A 25,947-nucleotide genomic window follows, 5' to 3' on the forward strand; every position below is an offset into this window, starting at 1 on the left:
GCCGGAGTTAATTGTGACCCTACTCACAACAGGCATCGGGTACAACTACCCTCGCCGAAATTGAGCATTCTGCCCTGTTTCGGGAGGCGCAGCCGTGCTAATCTTGCGCATTATGCAACCCTTGGATGGCACTGACACCCGGCTCCTTTCCGCCATGGCCAAGGACCCCCGCGGAACGGTTGTAGCACTCGCGCAGAAGCTGGGTTTGTCACGCAATACCGTGCAAGCCCGCATGGCCCAACTGGAGAAGAAACACGCGTTCCTCTCGTTCGAGCGGCGCATCAACCCGGTGGCGCTGGGCTACCCGCTCACCGCATTCATCACGGTTCATGTGCAACAGCAAAAACTGGCGTCACTGGCTGAAGACCTGGCCAACATTCCTGAGATCCTCGAGGGGTTCGGCCTGACCGGTTCCGCGGACCTGCTGTTACGCGTTGTTGCCTTGGATGCGGAGGACCTCTACCGCATCAATGGCAAGATTCTCGGCTGCGACGGCGTGGACCGGACGGATACGGCGCTTGCCATGCGGGAAATGATCCCGTACCGGGTGCAGCCACTGCTGGGGCGGCGCACCGAGGCCTGAAACCCCTCCGCTGGCTGCAGTTTATTCCGGGCGCACTCTTGCCCGTGGAACCTGACATGCGATTTGATGCAAGAGGACGCATCGGGGCCGGCCAGAGGTCCCCGGCCAGGTGGTGGCGCTGCCGAAGGCTGCCGAAAGGGGCACTACCGTGAGCAACCCGCAAGAACCCAGTCAGCCCAACAACTCTCAACCCGGGTACAACCCGCCTCCGGTTCCGCCCGCACCCGGTTACGCCCCGCAAAGCGGTGGCACACCAGAGAGCGGCGTGTCCCCGCAGTGGCAACAACCGCCGTCGCCCGCTGCTCCCCAAGGCAACCCGCAGTACGCGTCTCCAGGCCACGGCCCCTACGCCCCTAACCGAAACCCCCAGGGCGAAAACCCGTATCCGCAGGGCGGATACCAATACGGCCAGCAGCCACCCAAGAAGAGCCGTAAAGTGCTGTGGATCGTGCTCAGCATTGTTGCAGGTGTGATCGTGCTGGCCGTGGTGGGCGTTTTGATCCTGGTCAACCTCGTGGGCAACGCAACGTCCAAAGCGAGGTCCCTGGCCGACGAATTCACCAATCTGGTGGTGCAGGGCGAAACAGAGCGGGCATACGACAACTACCTCAGCCAGCCGCTGAAGGACCAGTTGGACAAACAGTCGTTCTTGGACGGTATAGCCAGCCTGGACCTGGACAGCTCATGCAAGCCGAACTATAACTCCGTGAGCGTGAACTCGGAGAACGGAAACAACGAGGCTGACCTGGCCGGTACCTTGCAATGCGACGGCAAGGCGATCGAACTCCACTACATCTTTGAGGGCAGCAACGACCTCAAGATCAGCAGCATCCTCCTGCGCCCCTAGGCCCCGGTCCCAGACGTCGGAAAAATAATCCGGTCCACCACCCATCCACCTGCACCAATGGTCCGAATCACTGCTTGAGAGCCCCAGCCGGGGCTCAGCAGGACGGCCGGGATTTCCGGCCATCACCGGAAGGTTCGGACCATGCGTACTTCGCCCAATCGCCTGATCGCCACCATCTTCGGAGCCGTTTACCTCTTGGTAGGCGTGCTCGGATTCTTTGTCACCTCGGGAATCGGCTTCTTCGCCACCGAGGGCGCCAACTTGATCATCTTCGCCGTGAACCCGCTTCACAACATCATTCACTTGGCCATCGGCGCTGCACTTCTCTACGCCGGCATGAACAGCGTCACGCTGTCCAAGTCCGTGAACACCGCTGTTGGTGGCGTCTACCTGCTGGTGGGTATCCTCGGACTCTTCCTGGTGGGTTCGTCGCTGAACATCATCGCCCTCAACGGCGCAGACAACGTCCTGCACCTTGCCAGCGCAGTAGTCCTGCTGGGCGTGGCACTGTCCCAGGACAAGGCCGCCGTAGCTTCCGCCCGCGCCTGATCACCCACTACGCCAGCAAGAGCGAAAGGACGGCAGGAGCCATGGAAAGCAGAAACCACCCCACATTGAAGGCAGCCGCCCTGCTGTTCGTGTACTTCGCGGCCATGGCGGCCGGGATGGTTGAGCTTTCCGTTGCAGCCGGGTACCTCACCGGAACCAACTCCGTAACACCCGGCTTGGTGGTTGCGGGCGTGGCTACCCTCACAGCTGGCCTGGCCTTCCTGGCTTGGTCACTGTGGGGACTTCACCGCAACTCACTTGTCTTCGACCGTTACGCGGTTCCAGCCCTGGCAGCCGCTGCCGCTGCGCACATCGCAGTCATGGCTGCCGGCGTCTCCACCCAGCGCTCACTCGACGTGAGCCACCTTGCCGCCCTAGGCCTGACGCTCATGGCACTTGCCGGAGCGGGCTGGTTGAGGCGGCAGCACAAGACCAACGACGGCGGCGCCCACGGCCAGCCAAGGACCGGGCGGCTTCTGGCAGCCGCGTTCGGAGCCGCCGTCGTTGTTGCAACAGTGGCAACACCCGGCCTGGCAGCATCAATGGCCGGCCAGCATGCCGTCCCGCACGGCGAACACGGCCAGGCCCCGGACGGAAAGAACGGCCAGGGCTACAATCCCGCCCTGGACCCGGGTCGCCACCACTAGGCGGCGACTGGACCGGCGCACCATCAACACTGCCCACTGTTGATGGTGCGCCTGGTTCGTGGATCATGGAGCCATGGATCCCATCGAGGCGCTCGACGAAATTTCCTTCTGGCTGGAACGAAGCCAAGCACCCACTTTCAAGGTCCAGGCCTTCCGTAAAGCAGCCGACGCCGTCCGACAGCTTCAGCCGGAGGAACTGGCGAAGCTGGTCAACAGCGGGCGGATCACGAGCCTCAAGGGCGTCGGAAGCCGGAGTGCGGAAGTCATTACGCAGGCCATGGAGAACAGTGTCCCCGACTATTTGGCTGATCTGCGGACGCGTGGCACCGAAGCATTGGCTTCCGGAGGTGACACCATGCGGGCCGCATTGCGCGGGGACCTTCACAGCCACAGCAACTGGTCTGACGGCGGCTCCCCCATCGAAGCCATGGTTGCAGCAGCCCGCACCCTCGGACGCGAGTACCTGGCCCTGACTGACCATTCCCCCAACCTCACCATCGCCAATGGTCTCAGCGTCGAACGGCTGGAGAAACAGCTGGGTGTGGTGGAAGGAATCAATTCCTCACAGGATGGCTTCAGATTGCTCAAAGGAATCGAGGTGGACATCCTTGAGGACGGCACCCTGGACCAGACCGCAGACATGCTGGACAAGTTGGACGTAGTGGTTGCCAGCGTCCATTCCAAGCTTCGCAGCGATAAGAAAACCATGACCGCGAGGATGCTGGGTGGCATCAGTGATCCTCATACCAACGTTCTGGGGCACTGCACGGGCCGCTTGGTCCAGGGATCGCGGGGCACCCGGCCGGAGTCCGAGTTCGACGCCGCCAAAGTCTTCAAAGAGTGCGCGGAGTGGGGCGTTGCCGTGGAAATCAACTCCCGGCCCGAACGGCAGGACCCTCCTGACGATCTCATCAAGTTGGCCCTCGACGCCGGTTGCCTCTTCAGCATCGACAGCGACGCGCACGCGCCCGGTCAGCTTGATTTCCTGCAGTACGGGGCTGAGCGTGCCGAAACCCTGGGAGTGCCCAAGGAGAGGATTGTCACCACTTGGCCGCTGGAGCAGTTGAAGGAGTGGCTGAGCCTGAAAAAGTGAATGTTCGTCACGAAGAAAGGCTGACGCAAGGTGGCACACGCAAGAAGGCTCCCCCTGCGGTTCACAGGAGGAGCCTTCTTTGAGGTCCCGGCGTGGTGCCGGTGTTACGTTGGCCGGCCTAGTGGTCCACGGCCTTTTCAGCACCGACGCCGGTCAGCGAGCGTACCTCCATCTCCGCCTGCTTGGCCGGATCTTCACGCCGCTTGTCCAGGACCGTTCCGAGCCAGCCAAGGAAGAAGGCCAAAGGAATGGACACGATGCCCGGGTTGCTCAGCGGGAAGAACGCGAAGTTGGCTCCGGGAATCATGGACGTCTTGGCGCCCGAGACCACGGGCGAGAAGGTGATGAGCAGGATCGCCGCAGCCAGGCCGCCATACATGCTCCATACCGCGCCTTGGGTGGTGAACTTCCTCCAGAACAGGGAGTAGACGATCGTGGGCAGGTTCGCCGATGCTGCGACCGCGAAAGCCAGTGCCACCAGGAAGGCAACGTTCTGGCCGTTGGCGAAGATGCCACCCAGGATGGCGAGGACACCGATCACCAGTACAGTGCGGCGGGCCACCTTCACCTCGGTAGTCGCATCGGCTTTGCCCTTGGCAATGACATTGGCGTAGATGTCGTGCGCAAAGGATGCAGCCGCCGTGATGGTCAGCCCGGCCACCACCGCAAGGATGGTGGCGAAGGCGACCGCCGAAATGAAGCCCAGGAGCAGCGGGCCACCGAGGTGGAAGGCCAGCAACGGAGCGGCGGAGTTGACGCCGCCGGGTGCGGACTTGATGGTTTCTGCACCGACCAGTGCCGCGGCGCCATAACCCAGTACCAGGGTGAAGAGGTAGAACAGGCCGATCAGCCAGATCGCCCACACAACGGATTTCCGTGCTTCCTTGGCGGTGGGGACGGTGTAGAAGCGCATCAGGACGTGCGGCAACGCCGCGGTTCCCAGGACCAAGGCAAGGCCGAGGGACATGAAGTCGAGCTTGGACGTTTCCGTCTTGCCATACTGCAGGCCCGGGTTGAGGATGTTCGGGTTGTTGGCGGCCTCAGCTGCGGAACCCAGCAGGTTGGACAGGTTGAAGCCGTAGATCGCAAGCACCATGGCCGTCATCACTGCGGCGCCTGCGATCAGCAGGATGGCTTTGATGATCTGCACCCAGGTGGTGCCTTTCATGCCGCCGATGAGCACGTACATGATCATCAAAGCGCCGACGACGATAATCACCAGGGCTTGACCGCCCCAGTCGCTGATGCCGAGCAGGAGCGAGATCAGGCTGCCAGCGCCGGCCATTTGGGCGAGGAGGTAGAAGAAGCAGACAGCGAGGGTGGATAGTGCCGCTGCGATCCGGACCGGGCGTTGACGCAACCGGAAGGACAATACGTCAGCCATGGTGAATTTGCCGGTGTTGCGAAGCAACTCGGCCACGAGCAGCAGCGCTACCAGCCACGCCACCAGGAAGCCGATGGAGTACAGGAAACCGTCGTATCCGTTGATGGCGATGGCACCGGTGATGCCCAGGAATGATGCCGCGGAAAGGTAGTCCCCCGCAATGGCCGTGCCGTTTTGGGAGCCCGTGAAGGAGCGCCCGGCTGCGTAGTAGTCAGCCGCGGTTTTGTTGTTCCGGCTGGCCCTGAAGACGATCACCATGGTGACAGCTACGAAGAGGGCGAAAATACCCATGTTGAGGAGCGTGGTGTCTTTCAGGGCTTCGACGTTGACTGCTGCGGGGACCATGGTGTTCATTTGGCTGCCCCGCTGATCACATTGCCATCCTTATCGAATTCGTGGCCCTCGATCTCGTTGCGGATTTCAGCCGCGATCGGGTCCAGCTTTTTGTTGGAGTAGCTCACGTACCATGCCGTGATGCCGAACGTAGTGACGAACTGAAGCAGGCCGAGAATCAGCCCGACGTTGATATTGCCCCACACTTTGGTGGACATGAAGCCGACCGCGTAGTCGGCCAAGAGAACGTACGCGAAATACCAGAGCAGGAATACGACTGCCATTGGAAAGACAAAGCTGCGGTGCCGCTTGCGCAGTGTCTTGAACCGTTCCGTCTGCTGGACTTCCTGGAAGTCCACGGACGCCGTTGCGTCCTGGGGTTGGGCCTCATTACCCATGGTTCCTCCTGATTGTGATGTGTCCACATCAGCTCCACACACCTAGCTAATGTGACTGCAATCACTATCGAACGCCGCCCGGTTCCTGTTCCAGAGATTCGCTCACTACCGTCGCTCAACGGTTGTGACGCTGCGCCAAACGGTGGCTGCGAGGGAGTAACCGGGCCAACGTCAGCGACGCGGCAGCGCGTCCGGTTACGCTGGCTTCATGCCCGATTCCCCGCTTTTCACCGCAGCCGCGATCGCAGTCATCGTGCTGGCCGTCGCCGTCGTCGTGGGTGTTGGCCTTAAGGTGATCCGTTCATTCCGCGAGCTGGGCACGGACGCCGAACGCGCTACGTACAACACATTGCATGCAGCGTCCAAGGCCGGGCAGCACCTTCGCGGCGGTCTTCACCCCGCCGGCGCAGCCAAGGCAAGCAAGCAGCTGCGCGTCCTGCTGGGCTGCGATGCCCTGGCCATCACGGACACGGACTCGGTACTCGCTTGGGATGGTGCCGCTGAGGAACTTCGGCTATCCCTGATGCGGCTCGCAGAGGAAGTTTTGACCACCGGGCGCACCGTAGTGGTCCCCCGCGCCGGCCATCCTTCCACCTCCACGTCAGGTCACGGACACCACGATTTCAGCGCTGTTATCGCACCGATCCGGTCAGGGTCCAGGGTGGTTGGTTCAGTGGCTGCACTGGCACCTGCGGCCGGGGCCGGGTTGGTGCGGGCCACCAGCGAGGTTGCCGACTGGATTGCCGCCCAGCTTGATCTGGCAGAGCTGGAATCGTCGCGCACCCTTTTGATGGAAGCTGAAGTCAGGGCGCTGCGTGCGCAGATCAGCCCCCACTTCATCTACAACTCGCTGAACGCGATCGCCTCGTTCATCAACACCGATCCTGCCCGGGCAAGGGAGCTGGTGGTGGAGTTCGCAGACTTCACCAGATACTCGTTCCGGCGCCACGGTGACTTCACCACAGTGGCTGAAGAACTGCGCTGCATCGACCGATACCTTTTGCTGGAGCGGGCCAGGTTCGGCGAGCGCGTCCAAGTGAGCCTGCGGATCGCTCCAGAGGTCCTGAGCACGGTCATCCCGTTCCTCAGCCTCCAACCCCTCGTGGAGAACGCGGTCCGGCACGGCTTGGAAGCCAAGGAAGGCCCCGGACGCATCACCATTTGCGCCAACGATTCCGGGGCGTTCGCGGAAGTCACCATTGAGGACGACGGCGTGGGCATGGACCCGGAGCATTTGCGGTCAGTGCTGGCCGGGCACACGGACGGCGACCACGTGGGGCTTCGGAATGTGGACGCCCGCCTCCGGCAGGTATACGGGGACGAACATGGACTTGTCATCGACACGGCCCCTGGCGAAGGAACCATGATCACCATGAGGGTGCCGAAATCCCAGCCAGGACACGATGCCTGAGGTGGCGGTTAGTCTTTAATCATGATCAACGTGCTCGTCGCTGACGACGAACTGCCCGCAGTGGAGGAGCTTGCGTTCCTGCTGGGCCGGGATGAGCGGATTGGTGCCATCCACCGGGCATCGTCCGGGGCCGAGGCGCTGCGGACGTTGGAAACAGAGTCCGTTGACGCTGTCTTCCTGGACATCCATATGCCGGCGCTTTCCGGCTTGGACATCGCACGCGCCATTTCCCGCAGCAGCAGTCCGCCCGCCGTCGTTTTTGTCACCGCTGACGAAGACTGCGCCTTGGAAGCCTTCGACCTCGCCGCAATCGACTACCTCCTGAAGCCCCTCCGAGCGGAACGGCTTTCGCGTTCGGTGGACCGGATCAGCGAGCTCATTAAGGATGGAGCCCCCGCGCCGGAGATGATCACGGTGGACCTCGGCAGCACCACCCGCATGATCCGCCGCGACGACGTCACCTACGTGCAAGCCCAAGGCGACTACGCAAGGCTGCACACCGCCGAGGCCAGCTATCTCATCCGTGTTCCGCTCAGCGATCTTGAACAGAAGTGGGCGGACGCGGGATTCATCCGGATCCATCGCTCTTATCTCATCGCTTTGAAGCACGTGCAGCACCTCAAGCTCGCCGCAACGGGGCCGAGCGTGGCGGTGGCCGGTGCTGAGCTGCCCATCAGCAGGCGCCATCTGCCTTCCGTTCGGGACAAGCTGCAGTCCACCCGCATCCGGCCTCAGGGATGACGCGGGTCCGCGTCACCGCCCCACGCCGATCGGCCACGGCGGCTCCGGGCAGGGTGCCATACCCACGCGAGGTAGCCGAGGACTCGGATTCGGGACGACTTTTTGTCCGATCCCTCATCCGCTCCCAATTGCGGTTGGCCTTGGTGGTGGGCTGTGGCTTCCTGGTCATCCTCGCCGTGATCGCTTTGTTCTTGGTCTACGGGCCCGGTGTTGCGGAGACCCGCATCTTCGGCATCCCCTTGGACTGGCTGGTACTGGGAGCCGGTATTTACCCGGTGATCGGACTAAGTGCCTGGCTGTACAACCGCGGCGCTGCCCGCAATGAGGCCCGCTACCGGGACCTCGTGGAGGACAAGTGAACCCTGCTGTTGGGCTCTTCGCGTTTCTGGCCGTTTCCATTGCAACGGCGGTCATTGGCTTCTACGGCCTGCGCATCTCACGCACCACGGGCGACTTCTACGTTGCGTCACGAACGGTTCCGCCGTGGTGGAACGCTTCTGCGATTGGCGGCGAGTACCTGTCCGCCGCCAGCTTTCTGGGAGTCGCCGGGCTGATCCTGCTTTCAGGAACTGACGCGCTTTGGTTCCCGGTGGGCTACACCGCGGGTTACCTGATGCTGCTGCTCTTCGTCGCCGCTCCCCTGCGTCGATCCGGTGCCTACACCATTCCGGATTTCACCGAGGCCCGCCTTGACTCCAAACTGGTCCGCCGAGTGACCAGCCTCGTGGTGGTGGCCGTTGGATGGCTGTACATCGTGCCCCAACTCCACGGCGCGGCGCTCACCATCCGGATCACTACCGGCCTGCCGTCGTGGGTAGGTTCGACGGCGGTGGTACTGGTTGTGTGCCTCACGGTGGTAGCAGGCGGAATGCGCTCCATAACCTTTGTGCAGGCCTTCCAGTACTGGCTGAAGCTGACTGCTTTGGCAGTGCCTGTGGTGTTCGTCCTGCTGGTCTTATCAGGCAACGGTGCACAGCCGCAGGCGCCACTGCCTGTCAACCCCACCGGCCAAAGCGCTGCAGGGGCGTACCAACACATCTCCCTGTTGGTGGCACTGTTGTTCGGCACACTGGGCCTGCCGCACGTCCTGGTGAGGTTCTATACCAACCCGGACGGCCAATCGGCCCGACGGACAACGTTGATTGTGTTGGGACTACTCTCTGTTTTCTATCTGTTTCCCACGCTCTCCGGCGCCGTAGGACGGATGTTCGCGCCGGAGCTCGCACAGTCCGGCCAGGCCGATGCCCTGATCTTGCTGCTGCCCGGCAGGCTTGTGGGAGGCGTGGCCGGAGACATGCTCTCTGCCCTGGTTGTGGCCGGTGCCTTCGGCGCGTTCCTGTCCACGACGTCGGGACTGGTGGTTTCGCTGTCCGGCGTCATCAGCCAGGACCTCTTTGGAGGAAGCGTCAAGGGTTTCCGCCTCGCAGCGCTGCTCGCCGCCGTCGTGCCTTTGGGTTTTGCCTTGATGACGGACACCCTGGCCCTGGCTGGAAGCGTTGGACTGGTCTTCGCCTTCACTGCATCCACCATTTGCCCTGTGCTGTTGCTGGGGATCTGGTGGCGTGGGCTGACAGATACGGGCGCTATAGCGGGCATGCTGACCGGCGCGTTTCTTTGTGGCGGAGCCATGGTGGCAGGCACCCTCATGGGTCCCGGGAACGCGCCCGCGTGGCTGGCGCAGCCCGCGGCGTGGAGCGTTCCGGCCGCTTTCGCGGTGACCGTCACGGTGTCGATCATGACGAAGAACCGCGTGCCGGCCTCAGTGAATCGCGTGATGTCCCGCCTGCATGTGCCGGAGCGGCCGGTGGTCACGGAGAGATAGCGGCAGCGGACCGTTGTTCGCGGCCCCTACAGGGTGGACAATGACGCCATGTCCGAGGAACCGGGTACGGCCACTCCTGAGCCGCCTGCGCTCACACCGGAGCTCTCTCCCAGCGTCCGCGCGCAGTTGCTCGCCACGGAGCACTGGAGCCTGCTTGCTTCAAGGAGCACCACCCAAGGCGAAGTTCTCACCCGCATCAGCATGTTCCTGACGTTCACCTCGGCCAGCCTCTTGAGCTTGGCGCTGGTAGGCAACGCTACCCAGTTCTCAGATGCGTTCAGGGCTTTCGCGCTGACCATTCTCAGCATTGACGTCATGGTCGGTTTACTGACACAGGTCCGCGTACTGAACGTCGGCATGGAAGACCTGATGTACGTGATCGCCATGAACAGGCTGCGGGCTGCGTACGTGGAACTCGATCCGGGAATGGCCCGCTACCTTATGGCGGCCTACCACGACGATTTGGCCGGCTCCGACCAGACCTACTACTTTCTGGGCCCCCGGAGTTCGCTGAGCCAATTGGCAGGCAGCAGCATGATCTTCATGATGACTGCGAACTCCGCGTTGCTGGCGTTGTGGTCGGGTTCGGCGCTCCTGGCACTGGGACTTCCCATGGCAGTCTTCGTATCCATCGCAGTCTTCGTAGCCTTGGCCTTCTTCACCGTCTCCATGCTTGTGGGCAAGCGCGCCTATGACCAGGCTTACAAGAACAACCCGCCGATCTCGCCGACTCCCCGGCAGTCTTGAACAGACCCGCGTTGGTGATTAGTCGATGGCCGCCATGAGCTCTACGACACGCGCAAGGAAAGCGTCTACTTGGGCCTCCTCGTAGCCCTCCGCGCCCTTGGCTGCGCGGAAGACGGCACGTCGCACGGTGTCCACGCTCAGGGCTTGATCGTGCTCGAGGTAACCGATGAGCTCGGCGCACAGTGCATCAACGTCGTGGACGTTGTAGCTTCGGGCGCCTTTCCGGCTGGGGCGGCGAAACCGCTCGCCGTCGGGCCGGTGAAGCCTGCCTCGCAAGATGCCGGAGAGCTTGCCGATCTGTCGCAGCCAGGCTTCCTCGCCCTGCTGGTTAATAAGATCGTCCCTCTCTCGGCGGGCGAAAGCATCCTCCAGCCGGTCGAGTGCAGCATCGACGCTGTTGGCGTCGTAGCCACCCTTGATGGGGTCGAAAGCAACAGCCCTGACATCCACGCTTGCCACTTGGTCCGCAGTGCCCACGGGGTTCTCGAATGATGTCCTGGCTCGCTGAAGGAACTCGTCCACTTGCTTGGCGTTATAGCCGTACTTGCTGCGGTCCACGCGATCGAACGTTGCGGGAATCTGGCGTCGAATATCCAAGGCCACTAATTTTCCTTCATTGAGTTGTCAGACGCCGCTCAGCAGCGCGAACAGAACATAGGCTACAGGGGCTGCGAACACGATGGAGTCCAAGCGGTCCATCACGCCGCCGTGGCCGGGCAGGATGCTGCTCATGTCCTTGACGCCGAGTTCACGCTTGACCATGGACTCGGCGAGGTCGCCGGCGGTCGATGCGGCCACCATTCCTACGGCAAGCACCAGCCCTACCCACCAGGGTTTGTCGAGGAGGAAGATGCATGCCAGGACACCAATGACCATGGCCCCGCCGACTGACCCAGCAAAGCCCTCCCAGGACTTTTTGGGGCTGATCTTGGGAGCCATCGGGTGTTTCCCGAAGGTAGCACCAACGATGTAGCCGAACGTGTCATTGGAGACCACCAGCAGCAACATCGACGCGATCTGCCAGGCGCCGTCGGGAATCCCATCCGGCCAGAAGCCCACGGGAGTGGCACCACCGGTGGCATGGAGCGGCAACGCCGCGAAGCTGATGAGGAACGGAATCCAAGCCAACGCGAAAACGCCGGCGAACACCGCCCGGGGCGCTCCTGCAGCGCTCTCAATGGAGCGCCACAGCAGAACAGCCACGGAGCTCGCCGTCATCGTGAACAGCAAGCCCTCCAGTCCGCCGAAGTAGGCCGATACCGGCATCACCAGACTGCCGACCATCACAGGAATGATCGGCATCCGGGTCCCTTGCGCCTCAAGCGCCCGGAAAACTTCCCAAACACCCAGGACCGCGAAGGCGGTGGTGAGCAGGACGAATCCCAGCGGGAGGAAAAGCAATCCTCCCAAAACGGCCAAAAGCATGGAAAGCCCGACGCCGATAGCGGCCGGAAGATTGCGGCCTGCCTTGGGTGTGGGGTTCTTCCGCACGCGTCTGACGCGCTTGGGGGTATCGCGTGTCGGGACCCGTTCAGCGGGCGCCGGCTCAGCCTGGTTCATCAGACCTCGAGCAGCTCGGCTTCCTTGCGCTTGAGCAGCTCATCGATGCTGTCGACATGCTGCTTCGTCAGGGCGTCGAGTTCCTTCTCAGCGCGTGCACCCTCGTCTTCTCCGGCTTCGCCGTCCTTGACGAGCTTGTCCAGGGAGTCTTTGGCCTTGCGGCGGATGCTGCGGATGGAGACCTTGGCGTCCTCACCCTTGCCCTTGACGATCTTTACGTACTCCTTGCGGCGCTCTTTGGTGAGCTCCGGGATGGTCACGCGGATGACGTTGCCATCGTTGGAGGGGTTGGCGCCCACCTCAGAGTCGCTGAGGGCCTTCTCGATGTCACGCAGTGCGGTCTTGTCGTAGGGCGTGATGAGAATGGTCCGGGCATCCGGCACGCCGAAGGAGGCCAGCTGCTGCAGCGGAGTGGGTGTGCCGTAGTACTCGACGATCACCTTGTTGTAGAGGGCCGGGTTGGCGCGGCCAGTACGGATCGAGGCGAAATCGTCCTTGGCTACTTCCACCGCCTTATCCATCTTCTCGCCGGCTTCGAGCAAGGTCTCTTCGATCACGGGTTTCTCCTCAGAAATAGTTGCTGCCCAACTGCAGGCGGCAATGCACAGTAAAGATCCGCCACCAGGGGCGGACGGTCCTAGAAATATCCTAGCCCTTGCTAGGGAGTAACCAGGGTTCCCAGCGTTTCGCCGAGGATGGCACGGGTTACGTTGCCTTCACCCTCCATACCGAAGACCACCATGGAGAGACTGTTGTCCTTGCACATGGTCATTGCGGTCTGGTCCATGACCCGGATGTCACGGCGCAGGGCGTCATCGTAACTGAGGACATCCAGCTTCTCGGCCGTGGGGTCCTTTTTGGGATCGGCGGTGTAGACGCCATCCACGCCACTCTTGGCCATGAGGACCACGTCTGCGTGCACTTCGAGGGCACGCTGCGCAGCGACTGTATCGGTGGAGAAGTAGGGCAAGCCCGCGCCCGCGCCGAAAATGACCACGCGGCCCTTTTCCATGTGGCGGATAGCCCGGCGGGGGATGTAAGCCTCTGCCACCTGGCCCATGGTGATGGCGCTCTGGACACGCGTTTCAACGCCGGCCTGCTCCAGGAAGTCCTGCAGCGCCAGGCAGTTCATGACAGTGCCCAGCATGCCCATGTAATCGGCGCGCGAGCGGTCCATGCCGCTCTGAGATAGCTCGGCGCCACGGAAGAAGTTACCTCCGCCGACAACGATGGCCACTTCGACCTCGGTGACCGCTGCCGCGATCTGCTTGGCGATGGCACGGACGGTCTCAGGATCGACGCCGAGTTTGCCTCCGCCGATGACCTCGCCGGAAAGTTTCAGAAGTACACGTCGACGGGTCTTCTCGGGCTGGATAGCAGTGTTGACGGTTTCCATGGTGCCTTCCCGTTGGTGGACTCTGGCTAGATTATCGTGCTGTGGGTCCGCGCAGGTACTACCCGGACGGGTGCATGAAAAAGGGGCGGCCACCGAAGTGACCACCCCTTTTCATGAATTACTAGTTTCCGACGCGGAAACGGGTTACTGCGGTTGCCTTGACGCCGGCTTCTTCGAGGACCTGTGCAACAGTCTTCTTGGAATCCTTGGCGAATGCCTGGTCAACCAGAACTTCGCCCTTGTAGAAGCCCGTCACGCGGCCTTCCACGATCTTGGAGAGCGCAGCTTCGGGCTTGCCTTCAGCCTTTGCGGTCTCTTCGGCGATGCGACGCTCGGACTCGACCAGTTCGGCCGGGACATCCTCGCGGGTCAGGTAGTTCGGAGCCATGGCTGCAACGTGGACAGCGATGTCGTGTGCGGCGGTGGCAGCGGCTTCGCCTTCACCGTCGACAGCGAACAGGACGCCGACCTGGGCCGGGAGGTCCTTGGACGTCTTGTGCAGGTAAGCGTCAACCGTGGTGCCCTCAACGCGGGAGATACGGCGGACAACAACCTTCTCGCCGAGGACAGCGCCCTCTTCGACGACAACCTCGGACAACGGCTTGCCGTCAACCTCGGTGGCCAGCAGGGTCTCGAGGTCGGCTGCGCCGGACTCGACTGCAACGTTGAGAACCTTGTCAGCCAGCTGGATGAACTTGTCAGCCTTGGCGACGAAGTCGGTCTCGCAGTTGACCTCGATCATTACGCCAACGCCGCCGTTGACCTTGGCAGCAACCAGGCCTTCAGCAGTCGAACGGCCTTCGCGCTTGGTAGCACCTTTGAGGCCCTTGATGCGGATGATCTCGATGGCCTTCTCGGCGTCACCGTTGGCCTCGTCAAGAGCCTTCTTGACGTCCATCATGCCGGCGCCGGTGCGCTCGCGCAGGGCCTTGATGTCAGCAGCAGTGTAGTTCGCCATGTGAACCCCTCTGTCTAGAAATTTGTGTGTTTACGGACTGACAGGACGGCAGCCCACCGTGTGAGCCGCCATCCTGTCAGTTGCCCCTGACGCTGTCTCCAGCGTCAGGGAAGGTCCAGATTTACTTGGCTTCAGCTTCGCCGGCTGCAGCTTCAGCAGCCTCGGGAGCTTCGGCTGCGGGAGCTTCTGCGGCCGGAGCCTCAGCAGCTGCTGCTTCTTCAGCCTTGCTGCCTTCGAGGAGCTCGCGCTCCCACTCGGCCAGCGGCTCTTCCGGAGCTTCGGTGGTGCCGGTTGCGCGCTGGTTGCGGGCGATGAGGCCCTCAGCTACGGCGTCGGCAACAACGCGGGTAAGCAGGTTGACAGAGCGGATGGCGTCGTCGTTACCCGGGATCGGGAAGTCAACTTCGTCGGGATCGCAGTTGGTGTCCAGGATGGCAACAACCGGGATGTTCAGCTTCTTGGCTTCGTCAACAGCAAGGTGTTCCTTCTTGGTATCAACAACCCACAGAACCGAGGGAGCCTTGGTCAGGTTGCGGATACCACCGAGGTTGGACTCAAGCTTGGTGAGTTCGCGCTTGAGGAGCAGGAGCTCCTTCTTGGTGTAGGCCGAGCCTGCGACGTCGTCGAAGTTGATCTCTTCGAGTTCCTTCATGCGCTGGATACGCTTGGCGACGGTCTGGAAGTTGGTGAGCATACCGCCCAACCATCGCTGGTTGACGTACGGCTGGCCAACACGGGTAGCCTGCTCGGCAATTGCTTCCTGAGCCTGCTTCTTGGTGCCGACGAACAGGACGGTGCCGCCGTGGGCGACAGTAGCCTTGACGAACTCGTAGGCGCGGTCGATGTAGGACAGCGACTGCTGGAGGTCAATGATGTAGATGCCGTTGCGCTCCGTGAAGATGAAGCGCTTCATCTTCGGGTTCCAACGACGGGTCTGGTGTCCAAAGTGGACGCCGCTGTCAAGCAGCTGGCGCATAGTTACGACGGGCATGCCGACGCTCCTTCCGGCAGGTCATTCATGAGAGAGCCCATGGGGCTGCTCTTACCCTGCCAATAGTTGACGGTTGTTTAGCCTTTGCCCGGACGGGCGCGGCTCCTGGCATCCATTGCACTTCTCATCCGGCAGGGAACCAAAGGCTCAGCCGGACCGCAAGAGGCACAATCCTCCGCAGCTTGAAGCCAAGAGGCTTCGCTGGTGGAGGGCTGGATACGCGTAGTCAGCCTGGGACCCCCACATATCTGAATGAGACATGTTCCTGAACTAGCTTGAGGGCACAGCAAACTGCTCCACCAAGTGTACTACAGCGACCCCTGCTGTTTGACCGCGCGCGACCACCCGTTGTCCACATACGGAAGGCCGGGGATCGACCCGGGTTCGTGGTCACGGGAGGCTGGGTTCATGTCCGGTTTGAAGCTCATCGTGTCCACAATTCTTACCCTCGTTGTCGCAGGAGGGACGAGCAGCGCTGCGCCCGCGCCAGAGGCCCGGTGGAGCTGGCCGCTCTCCCCCAAGCCGTCCGTCCTGCGAACATTTGACCCGCCGGACAAACCGTGGCTCAGCGGGCATCGAGGGGTGGACTTGGGACCAACGCCCGACGGCGGCCCGGTCACCGCGCCGTCGGATGGCGTGGTGACCTTTGCCGGCGTCGTAGTTGATCGCCCGGTGCTGACCATCGATCAGGGCGATGGCCTCAAGAGCAGCTTTGAACCCGTCGCCAGTGAACTCAAGCCCGGCGACGCTGTCCGCAGGGGTCAGGTCATTGGCACCATTGAGCCCGGTCACTGCGTTGGCGCTACGTGCCTGCACTGGGGCGTCCGCCGCGGCGAGGACTACGTCAATCCACTTGGCTTCGTGACGGACATGCGACCGTCCGTCCTGCTTCCGCTCAGCAGAGTCCCCGCTGCAGCGGCGAACGTCCTAGACGATGGCCGAAACTCCGGTGATCGCCCGGCCGGTTACCAGCGTGTTGATTTCGTGCGTGCCTTCGTAGGAGTAGATGGCTTCGGCGTCCGAGAAGATCTTGGCCATCCCATAGTCCGTAACGATGCCGTTGCCACCCAGGATGCTTCGTCCCAGGGCAACACTTTCGCGCATGCGGGCCGTCGTGAACGCCTTGGCCAGGGCCGACTGCTCGTCCTTGGCCGCTCCTGCGTCTTCGAGTTGGGCCAGGCGCACCATCATTCCCAGGGAGGCCACGGTGTTGCCGAGAATTTGAACCAACTGGTTCTGCACCAACTGGAACGCTGCCAGGGGCCGCCCGAACTGTTGACGCCCCACGGCGTAGCTGCGCGCGACATCGAAGGCTGCCATTTGAAGCCCGACCGCCTGCCATGCGACGGCCAGGCGGGTCACTTTGAGGACCTTGTTGGTATCGCGGAAGCTGTTCCCGTTGGCCAGCTTGAAGAAGTCTGGAACCACCACGTTGTCCAGGGTGATGTCCGCGTTCTGCACCGTGCGCAGCGAGATCTTGTTCTCAATCTTGCTGGCCGAGTAACCGGGCAGCTTGGTGTCCACCAGGAACGCCTTGACCTGGTTGTCGGCTACATCCTTGGCGTAGATGACTACCCAGTCGGAGAAAGTGGCATTGCCGATCCAGCGCTTGGCGCCGTTGAGGATCCAGTTGTCACCGTCGCGCATTGCGGTGGTCCGCGTCCCACCTGCAACATCGGAGCCACCCAGGGGCTCGGTCAGGCCGAACGCACCGATCTTCTTCAGGGAGTAGATGTCCGGCAGCCAAGCGTCCTTCTGCTCCTGGGACGCGAGCGCCTCGATGGAACCCGTGAAGAGTCCATCGTGGACACCCATGAACGTCGCAATGGAAGCATCTGCCCGGGTTACCTCCGCGTGGAGCATTCCGGCGAACAGGTTCGAGTACCCCTGGCGACGAACGGGGCTGACCAAGTCCAGTTCCCCGAGCTTGGGAATGAGGTCCATGGGGAACTCGCCTCGGTTCCAGCAATCCACAGCGATGGGCTTGACCTCACGCGCAAGAAACTCCCGGACCTCGGCGAGGCGGTCCTGCTCTTTCCCTGTCAGCATCTCCTCAAAGGCGTAGAAGTCGCCGTCGGCATACGGAAGGTTGGTGGCGTCGAATGCAGCGTTGGACATATTCGCTCCTTCAGGGGTGGTCACCTGCGACCACGTCAGGTCCGGAGTGACTGAGCTGCACCAAGGGGCAATAGGGCAGCCAAGTTACCGGCGAGTAGTAAGTTACTGCTCAGTAACTTACCGCAGACTCTCCGGTCCCGCAACGGACAAGGTTTCATGAGGGTCCCAAAGCCGAGGCTCCGAGCAGACAGTTCTGTAACGTCGGTTGTGCAACGCCGCAGACGAATTGGGGGACGTTCCGATGATCAATCCACGACGAGAGGCGATTCTGATCCGGAATCGTCAACACAACGGCCTTGAGGACAGGACCTCGGAAGTAGTGGCGTATCACGCCGCGGGGGCCTTCACGTATGTCTCCTTTGGTTCCGAAAAGAGATACAAGTACTCGGCTGACAAGGTCGTTGTTCTTCGGAATCCCGCCCCGATACTCCTAGAGCCCCAGGACGGAGTATCCGTGCGGGGCAAGGTCATTGATGGCGTCACGGACGTCCTCCGCTTTGAATCGCCTCAGGGAACATGGTGGCGTGTTTTCCATGCGGGCGCATCAGGAATCGGCTATGAAACCTGTCCTGACAAAGAGATAGCGATCTCCCGACCGTCCGATGAAGAACTACGCGCGCAAGCCGTGTTGGATTATTGGCGGGACGTCGCATCCAAACTCCGGGAGGACGATGCGCTGCGCCGGCAGTACGAGAGTTTCAAGAGCGTCCCGAAAGGTAGCGTCCTTGATCTCTACCTTCGGGGCCAGGCCTTGGACGCCGCCGGGCATTTTCAACAACATCCGATACTGCCTTTTTCGTCAAACGTCAGCCAGCGCGAGGCCCTGTTGAAGGGGCTCAACCACCGAATCTCCGTCATCGACGGGCCTCCCGGAACAGGAAAAACCCAAACCATTCTGAACGTCGTCGCCAACATCGTCGCAATCCCAGGCAAGACGGTTGGAATCGTTTCCTTCAACAATGCAGCTGTTGAGAACGTTCGGGACAAACTCGCAGAGGAAGGCTACGGCTATATCGTGGCGGACCTTCGACGCAAAGAGAAAATGGACGAATTCTTCGCCCGTCAAGGAGCCAGGAATGCCATTGTCGATCATTTCGTCGGCAGCCCGCTCGACGAAGCCCCGCCGGCCGACCAGGTGGCCGATCTCGACAAACGCCTGCAAGACCTGCAAGGGACTGTCCGGCAGCTGGCCCTGTGGAAGCACGAGCTGGACGCGTTCAAACTCGAAAGGCGCCACTTTCTCCTCCAGGCAGACGCGGCTGGCCCGGCCGTGATGAATGAGGTGCCGCCTTGGCACGGTTCATCGCGCCGAATTCTCGAGTTCCTTGCTGATACGTCCTCCGTTCCCTTGGACGAAGGTCCACTCCGGAGGTTCTTCAGGCGCATCAAACTTCGTCTGCGATACGGGTCGTTGGGGAGAGTCGACACTGGCCAAACTGATGTTGTTCTGAGCCTGCAAGGTACTTACTACGATAAGAAAATCGCTGAGCTGGAGCTGCAAATTGACCAAGCCGAAAGGATTTTGGCGAGCGAGGACTACCGGCGTCTGGAACGCGATCATCAGCGGGCCTCACGGCAGACTCTGGAAGCGGCACTCCATCAGCGATACGCCCGGAAGCGGAGACGGATTTATACCGAAAGCAGGTACAAACCGGAATTTGCAGAGTTCACCTCGGACTACCCGGTAGTTCTCAGTACATGCCATTCCCTGCGAAGAAACGTCCCGGCAGGGAAATTCTTGGATTATTTAATCATCGACGAGGCTTCCCAAGTGGACCTGCTCGCTGCCGGGCTGGCGCTCTCTTGTGCCCGGAACGTCATCGTTGTCGGTGACCTGAAGCAGCTCCAGCACATAGCCGACGAAAAGGCGTCGAGGACCTCTCCTAGAGCGCCGTCGCCCAACTTTGATTACAGACTGCATAACGTCCTTTCCTCAATCATCGACCAATACGGTGCCGGCCTTCCCCGTACCATGCTCCGCGAGCACTACCGCTGTGATCCGGCGATCATCGAGTACTGCAACAGGAAGTTCTACGGAGGACAGCTTGTGCCGTATACCTCCGGCGACGTTGAGGGGCAGCCGATGGTCGTGGTCCGTACAGCTGAGGGGAACCACATGCGTCAGCACCACAGCGGGGGGCGGACCAACCAGCGGGAGGCGGATGTCATTGCCAAGGAAGTGCTGGACCAATTTTGTTCAGGCATTCCCGATGACGAAATCGGCGTGGTGACCCCGTATCGAAGGCAAGTGGACAAGGTAGCCGAGGCCCTGGTCAACAACATCCACGCGGACACGGTCCATAAGTTCCAGGGGCGCCAAAAGACCGTGATCATCATGAGCACCGTCCTGGACGAGACGAACCTCGGTAAATCGGGCATCAACTTCGTAGACGACCCCCACTTGGTAAACGTCGCCGTCTCCCGCGCAGTGAAGCGGTTTGTCCTCGTCACCAACAACGAGATGCTTCCCACAAGCCGCCATCTTCGGGACTTGGTTCAGTTCATTCGGTACCGAAACCCTGAAGATGGTGTGTTCGACAGCAGCGTCCTGTCTGTTTTCGACCTCTTGTACAGAGAATATTCTGCGCTGTTGAAACCACTGGCCAGCAGGCTGCAGGGCAATTCACAGTTCACTTCGGAAAACATCATCTGGACGTTATTGACTGAACTCATCGGGGATGAGCCTTTCACCGACCTGGCCATAGCGCCGCAGGTCCTGCTGAGGAACCTGCTGCCTGAGCTGTCCATGCTCACGCCCGAACAACGCTCCTACGTCCAGAACCGCGCAACCTTGGACTTTGTGGTCTACAACCGCATCAGCAACATGCCCGTCCTTGCAGTTGAGGTCGATGGTTTTGCCTTCCATGAAAACAACCCCGCGCAGCACGCCCGGGATGCCCACAAAGACGCCATCTGCCACGCGCACAAGATCCGCCTATTACGTCTACCCACGACAGGAAGTGGGGAGGAAGCCCGCATTCGCCACGAACTAACGGCTGCAGTCAACGGTCAGTGACAGCAAGAGAGCCGTGACCGACGTCTTGATCGTCGGCCACGGCTCCCGTGTGAATGTAGGGCTACTCGGACTTGAACCGAGGACCTTAGGATTATGAGTCCCGCGCTCTAACCAGCTGAGCTATAGCCCCGTGATGCCCGGTCCGGCCGCTGTGAAACAGCAGTACCGGGCAAAGCACTCTAGCAATACTAATAGCTAATGGGGAGTGCTTGTGTCACACCACTTTGTCCTCGTAGGAAGCCCCGCGGTAGAGGTCCTCAAACGTCTGGAGGGTGCCGTTGATGCTGTGCGGCTCAACCATCTCGCGGCTCAGCTTGCCCATGGCAACAAGTTCGTCCTTGGGAAGTTCCACCAGGTGGGTGATCTTGGCCGCGAGCTCATTGCTGTCGTTGGGCGTGAACAGGTAGCCGTTCTCCCCGTCACGGACCAGGTGCGGCAGTGCCATGGCGTTGGCCAGCAGCACAGGAGTGGAAGCCGACATGGCCTCCAGGGTCACCAGCGACTGCAGCTCGGCAGTACCGGGCATGCAGAAGATATCGGCCTTGATGTACGCCTCACGCAGGTCCTCGTCGCTCGCCAACCCAAGGAACCGCACCCGATCCCCCAGCCCAAGCTTCGCTACCTGGGCCTCAAGGGCGGGACGAACTTCGCCACCACCCACGATTTCCAGGTTCACGTTCAACTCGCGCGGAGTCTTGGCCACGGCGTCGATCAGTACGTTGATGTGCTTCTCTTCGGCCAGGCGGCCCACGAACAGGACCGTTGGGTTGGCGTGCGGTTCGATGACTTCACCGGGCTGGAGCTCGTAGGCCGAAGAATCGATGCCGTTGGAAAGGGGCAGGACCTTACGCAGGAAGGCGTGCTGGTGCATGGCCTTGGCAGCGAGCGGCGTGGGTGTGGTGACCACGTCGGCCTGACCCATGACCTTGCCCATGTCCTTCCACGAAATCCGGCCCACGATGTCCTTGAACCACTGCGGGAACGGAAGGAAGGGGTTGAGGTTCTCCGGCATGAAGTGGTTGGTGGCTACAATTCGGATTCCGCGCTTAACAGCCTCGTAGAGGACGTGCTCGCCGATCATGTAGTGGCTCTGGATGTGGACGACATCCGGCTGGACTTTGTCGAAGAGGAGGCTGATTTCCTTCTTGATTTCCCACGGGAAGCAGATCCGGAAGTACTCGTGGGTGAAAACGCCATGGGAGCGAAGCCGGTGGACCGTGGCTTCGTCGCGGAACTCCGTGTAGCTCTTGCCCGTGTCCGGACGGCAGGCCAACACGTGCACGTTGTGTCCACGTGCCGTCATCCCCTTTGCAAGGCGGCAGCCGAACTGGGCGGCACCGTTGACGTGCGGCGGGTAGGTATCCGCCGCAATCAGAATAGTGAGGGGCTTGTTGGTGTCGGGAATGGTCACGTGGAGAACTCCTGATGGTCACGGTGCGGACAGCGTTGCTTGTGGCAATGCTGCGGTGTCGCCGGGTTGCCGACCGCAATAACGGTGGCGCAAGGTAAATCTCTGCCCTAAGCCTTCCGGCTGGCAGCCGCCTTCGCATCCTTCTTGCGTTTGGTGACTTCCGGATGGTGCCGGCTCAGGGCAATAACCCCCACGATAGCAAGCGTAGCGGCCGCAGCCATGGCGATGGCCATCACGGCGTGGACATCGGGACGAAGCTCACCGAGGATCACGATGCCGATTGCGATGCCCACCATCGGGTCAATGACGGTCAACCCGGCGATTACCAGGTCCGGCGGTCCTCCGGAGTAGGCACTCTGCACGAACCAGGAGCCCAGTCCCCCGGCGGCCACGATGGCGATGAGGGTGTACCACTGGACGTTCAGGAGGAACAGACCGTTGGGATCGAGCAGGTGCTTGCCGATGATGCGGGTCAGCACGGCGACGAAGCCGAAAAGGACACCGGCTCCCAGAATGTAGACGAAGGCACTCATTCGGTGCCTGAACACGACGGCCAGTGTTCCGAAGATGCCCACGGCCAAGGCAAGCAGGAGGACAATCGTCAGCTCGTCTTCGGTGTTAACGTGATGGTTTTCCTGAGTGACGTTGACTGCCAGCAGCACGAACAACGCCGAACCCGTGACACAGGCACTGATGGCCACCACAGTGGCGCGGTTGATGCTCAGGCCCTGGTCCTTGGCGTTGACCACCGTGGTGATCACCAGTGCGATGGCACCAATGGGCTGCACCACTGTGAGGGGCGCGGACACCAAAGCGACTGCGTTCATCACCATTCCGAGGGCAAGGAACAACAGCCCGAGCATCCAACGGGGATTTCGCAAGAGCCGCAGGAAGCCATTGGAGCTGAGCGCCAGACCACCGGTATCGGCTTTCACCGCGCTGCCCTGCCGCTGGGCGCCGATGGCGAGGAAGAAAGCACCAAGTACCGCGAGAAAAACCGCTAGCCAGACCATCAGCCTCGTCCGCCGTCGTCGGTTTTCAATTCTTTACCCTTACGCAAGATGGCCCAAAAATAGTTGTAGGCCGCAATCCAATGGCCTAGCAGGCCGAAGCCCAAGAAGGTCCAAGCAGCCACGAAGTAGACCTCGGTAAGTGGAATCGGCAGCTTGGACAGGACAAGCAACGGTGTGCCGACCAGCAGCAGCGCCGTGCGGATCTTTCCAATGATGCTCACCGGAAGGTCCGGGTGGCTCCGGAAGTAGATCAGCGAGGCGATGGCCAATACGGCGTCCGGCACCAACAGTGCGGCCAAGTACCACCACTGCACGACGCCGGCAATCGCCAGCGTGAACGCGACAGCCAGCAACGCGGCCCGGTCGGCCATCGGATCCAGTATCCGGCCCAGCTTGGAGGTCTGGTCGAAGCGTCTGGCGATGTATCCATCCACCCAGTCGGTACTGCCCATGATGACGAGCACCAGGACCGCGAAGCCGTACTCCTGTTCCGACAACACGAGCCACACAAATAGCGGGACGCCCATGAAACGAAGGACTGTGAGGACGTTGGGGATCGTGAAGATGAGGTCATGATCAACCTGCGGCCGGTCAGGGTGCGACCCAGCTCCGATCAATCTCATTTTTGTCCCCCTTCCTCGTCTTCAGTCTTTGGTGCCCCGATTGGCTGCTACTTCTTCAGCAGCTTCCTCAGCGCAACAACGAAGACCACGGCAGCGGTGGCGAAAGCTGCGAGGTCCTTCCACCTGGCGGCAAGCCGTTCGGTGAGGCTTTCGGGTACGGAGTCTCCGAGGTCGGCAAGCTTCGCTGAAGCGAATTCCTTGCCGTCTTTGAACTTTCCGTTGGCGCTTTCCAGCAAAGCCTGACCCTGCTTCTTGACGTCCAGCTGCTCACCGAGTTCGTCGCGGACGCCGGTCAGGTGTTCACGCCGCCTCTTCAGTCGCGAGCGAAGTTCGGCTTCGGTGGGCGCCTTGACGGCGTCTGCTTCCTTGGCCGCTTCCTTTGCAGCCTTTTCTGCCTTGGCCTTCTCCGCGGCTGCTTCCTTTTCAGCCTTCGCGGCCTTGGCGGCAGGCGAGTTGGGATCCAGGATGGATTCGTCGAAGGCAGAACCTTCCTTGGCAATTCCGAGATCGTGCTTGATGCCCCTGATGGTGTCTTCCGGGACCAAGGGCATGGCTTTCTTGAATTTGGCTATGCCTATCAAGGATGCGATAGCCACAATCAGCAGGAAGAATGCTGCAACAATCAGAGCCGCCAGCCAGCCGGGCATAATTGTGGCCAAACCCAGGATGGCTGCGACAACCAGCGCAATCACCAGGAGCGCCAGGAACACAAGCGCTACTCCGAAGAAGGCGCCAGCGATGCCAACCTGCGTGGCCTTTCGCTTGAGTTCTACCTTCGCCAGGGCGATTTCGTCGTTGAGTTGCCTCGGAACCAGCCTTGCTACGAGCTTGAGGGTCTTCGGCATAGTACGAATGGCTGGTCCTTGACTGGTCCGGCCGGTGTGACGTCCACTCATGGGTTCCGCCTAACTGCTTCCTCTGGGCATCGTGTAAGGCGAACGCGGCGCAAAAAACCATCGCAGCGTACACCTGTCCTCAAAGCTATCATTCAGGTTCCTGCTGAACTTTCGGGACGACAATGCGGCGCGCCCGTCATAGGTCCAATAAATATGATCCGGGCCATAGGATAGATGATCGTGACCTCTCCCATTGCTCCGGGCGATTCTCTGAGCCGACGCGAAAAACTTGTCTACATTCTCCTGCTGGGTGCCCTCACTGCCCTGGGTCCTTTCACTATTGACCTGTATCTTCCGGCGTTCCCCGCCTTGGAAGAGAGTTTTGACGTATCGGAAGCGGCAATCCAGCTCACACTGACCGGTACAACTGTGGGGTTCGGGCTCGGCCAGCTGCTGGTGGGCCCCTTCAGCGACAAGGTTGGACGTCGGCTGCCCCTGATTCTGGCCACGGCTTTGCACATCGGCTCTTCGCTCGGCGCGGCACTGGCCACGGACATCGGGATGCTCTCCCTCTTCCGCGTGCTCATGGGAATCGGCGCTGCCGGCGGTGGCGTGGTGGCCATGGCCATGGTCCGGGACCTCTTTCACGGCTACTCCATGGTCCGGATGTTCTCGCGGATGTCACTGGTCAACGGCCTCGCCCCCATCCTGGCGCCGGTCATCGGCTCCCAACTGCTGCTGGCGTTCCCGTGGCCGGGCATCTTCTACTTCCTGGCCGGTTATGGCCTGCTTGTCATCATCGCCTCCATCTTCTTCATTCGGGAGACACTTCCGGCCGACCAGCGCGGAAAGTCCGCCAACACGGTGGCTCAACGCTATAAGACCGTCCTGACGGACAGGATTTTCGTGGGCATGGTGCTGGTGGGAAGCCTGAACTTCGGCGGGCTTTTCGCATACCTATCGGCTTCCACCTTTCTCTTCCAGAACGTCTACGGCTTTTCGCCGCAGGAATATGGCATCCTGTTCGGGGTCAACTCCCTGGGCATCGTTGCAGGCGTGCAGATCAGCTCGCGCCTGATCCGACGGGTGGCGCCGCAGTGGATCGTGGCCGGGGCAACGGTGTTCATGCTGTTCACCGCCCTCCTGATCGTGGTCCTTGACCTGTTGCATGTGGGGTTGTGGGGCATCCTCATTCCTTTGTGGTTCTACATTTGCGCAACAGGCTTCATGTTCCCGTGTGTACAGGTCCTGTCCTTGGCGAACCACGGCGCGCAGGCAGGCACCGCAGCATCGCTCCTGGGCGCATCGCAGTTCATGATGGCCGGGATTGTCCCGCTGGTGGTCGGGTGGCTGGGCGTCAGTTCAGCCGTCCCCATGGGCGCCGTGATGGCCGCCTGCATCACCGGCGCGATCGCCGCGCTGTGGTTGATCGTCCGGCCACGGTCTGTTCCGTCCATCCATTAGAACCAG

At 61.3% G+C, this 25,947-nt stretch carries 25 protein-coding genes, 1 tRNA gene and 1 pseudogene; 13 read left to right on the plus strand and 14 right to left on the minus strand.

The annotated features are described in order from the left end of the window. The first annotated feature begins 112 nt into the window (after positions 1-112). From J3A64_RS10785 to J3A64_RS10805, 5 genes are all read left to right on the plus strand, one after another. Positions 113-583, plus strand: a complete 471-nt coding sequence (locus J3A64_RS10785; RefSeq protein WP_014921244.1) for an Lrp/AsnC family transcriptional regulator — start codon at positions 113-115, stop codon at positions 581-583. Positions 584-731: 148 nt separating this feature from the next. Further along, positions 732-1,430 (plus strand): hypothetical protein, encoded by a 699-nt coding sequence (locus tag J3A64_RS10790; RefSeq protein ID WP_307807187.1) that lies wholly within the window; start codon positions 732-734, stop codon positions 1,428-1,430. A gap of 141 nt (positions 1,431-1,571) precedes the next feature. Next, positions 1,572-1,979 (plus strand): DUF4383 domain-containing protein, encoded by a 408-nt coding sequence (locus tag J3A64_RS10795; protein ID WP_011774231.1) that lies wholly within the window; start codon positions 1,572-1,574, stop codon positions 1,977-1,979. A 41-nt stretch (positions 1,980-2,020) separates the two neighbouring features. Continuing rightward, positions 2,021-2,626, plus strand: coding sequence for a hypothetical protein (locus tag J3A64_RS10800; protein WP_014921242.1), 606 nt, complete (start codon positions 2,021-2,023; stop codon positions 2,624-2,626). Between the two features lie 73 nt (positions 2,627-2,699). Further along, positions 2,700-3,719 (plus strand): PHP domain-containing protein, encoded by a 1,020-nt coding sequence (locus J3A64_RS10805; RefSeq protein ID WP_011774229.1) that lies wholly within the window; start codon positions 2,700-2,702, stop codon positions 3,717-3,719. A gap of 118 nt (positions 3,720-3,837) precedes the next feature. On the opposite strand, the gene J3A64_RS10810 is transcribed toward J3A64_RS10805, so the two are convergent. Next, positions 3,838-5,457: a cation acetate symporter gene (locus J3A64_RS10810; protein WP_014921241.1), complete on the minus strand. Its 1,620-nt coding sequence runs from the start codon at positions 5,455-5,457 to the stop codon at positions 3,838-3,840. Then, entirely contained in the window at positions 5,454-5,834 is a 381-nt protein-coding gene (locus tag J3A64_RS10815; protein WP_011774227.1) for a DUF485 domain-containing protein, read from the minus strand. Before J3A64_RS10815 ends, J3A64_RS10810 begins: the two co-directional genes overlap by 4 nt. A 208-nt stretch (positions 5,835-6,042) precedes the next feature. Between J3A64_RS10815 and J3A64_RS10820 the strand changes: the two genes are divergently transcribed. From J3A64_RS10820 to J3A64_RS10840, 5 genes are read left to right on the plus strand one after another with little or no spacing between them, the layout of a single operon-like run. Further along, positions 6,043-7,245, plus strand: a complete 1,203-nt coding sequence (locus J3A64_RS10820; RefSeq protein ID WP_011774226.1) for a histidine kinase — start codon at positions 6,043-6,045, stop codon at positions 7,243-7,245. A 21-nt stretch (positions 7,246-7,266) separates the two neighbouring features. Next, positions 7,267-7,986 carry a LytTR family DNA-binding domain-containing protein gene (locus J3A64_RS10825; protein ID WP_014921240.1) on the plus strand — a complete coding sequence of 240 codons (720 nt, stop codon included), beginning with the start codon at positions 7,267-7,269 and terminating at the stop codon, positions 7,984-7,986. Continuing rightward, on the plus strand, positions 7,983-8,345 hold the full coding sequence (locus tag J3A64_RS10830) for a hypothetical protein (protein WP_011774224.1): 363 nt from the start codon (positions 7,983-7,985) through the stop codon (positions 8,343-8,345). Before J3A64_RS10825 ends, J3A64_RS10830 begins: the two co-directional genes overlap by 4 nt. Then, entirely contained in the window at positions 8,342-9,808 is a 1,467-nt protein-coding gene (locus J3A64_RS10835) for a cation acetate symporter (protein WP_011774223.1), read from the plus strand. Before J3A64_RS10830 ends, J3A64_RS10835 begins: the two co-directional genes overlap by 4 nt. Positions 9,809-9,856: 48 nt before the next feature. Next, positions 9,857-10,555, plus strand: coding sequence for a hypothetical protein (locus J3A64_RS10840; protein ID WP_210064286.1), 699 nt, complete (start codon positions 9,857-9,859; stop codon positions 10,553-10,555). Positions 10,556-10,573: 18 nt separating this feature from the next. On the opposite strand, the gene J3A64_RS10845 is transcribed toward J3A64_RS10840, so the two are convergent. From J3A64_RS10845 to rpsB, 6 genes are all read right to left on the minus strand, one after another. After that, the gene (locus tag J3A64_RS10845) at positions 10,574-11,158 is read right to left on the minus strand and encodes a DivIVA domain-containing protein (RefSeq protein WP_011774221.1); all 585 of its coding nucleotides are present in this window, start codon (positions 11,156-11,158) and stop codon (positions 10,574-10,576) included. Positions 11,159-11,179: 21 nt separating this feature from the next. Then, positions 11,180-12,115, minus strand: coding sequence for a phosphatidate cytidylyltransferase (locus tag J3A64_RS10850; RefSeq protein WP_011774220.1), 936 nt, complete (start codon positions 12,113-12,115; stop codon positions 11,180-11,182). Further along, the gene (gene frr, locus J3A64_RS10855; protein ID WP_011774219.1) at positions 12,115-12,672 is read right to left on the minus strand and encodes a ribosome recycling factor; all 558 of its coding nucleotides are present in this window, start codon (positions 12,670-12,672) and stop codon (positions 12,115-12,117) included. Before frr ends, J3A64_RS10850 begins: the two co-directional genes overlap by 1 nt. Before the next feature lie 101 nt (positions 12,673-12,773). Next, positions 12,774-13,511, minus strand: a complete 738-nt coding sequence (pyrH, locus tag J3A64_RS10860; protein ID WP_014921238.1) for a UMP kinase — start codon at positions 13,509-13,511, stop codon at positions 12,774-12,776. 121 nt (positions 13,512-13,632) lie between these two features. Further along, positions 13,633-14,469 carry a translation elongation factor Ts gene (gene tsf, locus J3A64_RS10865; protein WP_011774217.1) on the minus strand — a complete coding sequence of 279 codons (837 nt, stop codon included), beginning with the start codon at positions 14,467-14,469 and terminating at the stop codon, positions 13,633-13,635. A gap of 121 nt (positions 14,470-14,590) precedes the next feature. Beyond that, positions 14,591-15,460 (minus strand): 30S ribosomal protein S2, encoded by an 870-nt coding sequence (gene rpsB / locus J3A64_RS10870; RefSeq protein ID WP_011774379.1) that lies wholly within the window; start codon positions 15,458-15,460, stop codon positions 14,591-14,593. 408 nt (positions 15,461-15,868) lie between these two features. Between rpsB and J3A64_RS10875 the strand changes: the two are divergent. After that, positions 15,869-16,252: pseudogene (locus J3A64_RS10875) on the plus strand (M23 family metallopeptidase); the annotation flags it as partial. A gap of 135 nt (positions 16,253-16,387) precedes the next feature. Here J3A64_RS10875 and J3A64_RS10880 read toward each other — a convergent pair. Continuing rightward, the gene (locus J3A64_RS10880) at positions 16,388-17,578 is read right to left on the minus strand and encodes an acyl-CoA dehydrogenase family protein (protein ID WP_043469972.1); all 1,191 of its coding nucleotides are present in this window, start codon (positions 17,576-17,578) and stop codon (positions 16,388-16,390) included. 241 nt (positions 17,579-17,819) lie between these two features. Between J3A64_RS10880 and J3A64_RS10885 the strand changes: the two genes are divergently transcribed. Further along, positions 17,820-20,594: an AAA domain-containing protein gene (locus J3A64_RS10885; RefSeq protein ID WP_210064287.1), complete on the plus strand. Its 2,775-nt coding sequence runs from the start codon at positions 17,820-17,822 to the stop codon at positions 20,592-20,594. Positions 20,595-20,650: 56 nt separating this feature from the next. Here J3A64_RS10885 and J3A64_RS10890 read toward each other — a convergent pair. From J3A64_RS10890 to J3A64_RS10910, 5 genes are all read right to left on the minus strand, one after another. Further along, a tRNA-Ile gene (locus tag J3A64_RS10890) sits at positions 20,651-20,724 on the minus strand. Positions 20,725-20,808: 84 nt separating this feature from the next. After that, positions 20,809-22,005 (minus strand): glycosyltransferase, encoded by a 1,197-nt coding sequence (locus J3A64_RS10895; RefSeq protein WP_210064288.1) that lies wholly within the window; start codon positions 22,003-22,005, stop codon positions 20,809-20,811. A gap of 107 nt (positions 22,006-22,112) precedes the next feature. Beyond that, on the minus strand, positions 22,113-23,018 hold the full coding sequence (locus J3A64_RS10900) for a DMT family transporter (RefSeq protein ID WP_011774214.1): 906 nt from the start codon (positions 23,016-23,018) through the stop codon (positions 22,113-22,115). Continuing rightward, positions 23,018-23,641 carry a CDP-alcohol phosphatidyltransferase family protein gene (locus J3A64_RS10905; protein ID WP_011774213.1) on the minus strand — a complete coding sequence of 208 codons (624 nt, stop codon included), beginning with the start codon at positions 23,639-23,641 and terminating at the stop codon, positions 23,018-23,020. The genes J3A64_RS10900 and J3A64_RS10905 overlap by 1 nt, the downstream gene beginning before the upstream one ends. Positions 23,642-23,688: 47 nt before the next feature. Beyond that, complete coding sequence (locus J3A64_RS10910) at positions 23,689-24,537, minus strand: phage holin family protein (RefSeq protein WP_210064289.1); 849 nt, start codon at positions 24,535-24,537, stop codon at positions 23,689-23,691. A 174-nt stretch (positions 24,538-24,711) separates the two neighbouring features. On the opposite strand from J3A64_RS10910, the gene J3A64_RS10915 reads away from it, so the two are divergent. Then, the gene (locus J3A64_RS10915; RefSeq protein ID WP_014921233.1) at positions 24,712-25,941 is read left to right on the plus strand and encodes a multidrug effflux MFS transporter; all 1,230 of its coding nucleotides are present in this window, start codon (positions 24,712-24,714) and stop codon (positions 25,939-25,941) included. Positions 25,942-25,947: the final 6 nt, after the last annotated feature.

This window comes from Pseudarthrobacter sp. PvP004, from assembly GCF_017876035.1.
In the GTDB taxonomy this organism is placed as follows: Bacteria; Actinomycetota; Actinomycetes; order Actinomycetales; family Micrococcaceae; genus Arthrobacter; species Arthrobacter aurescens_A.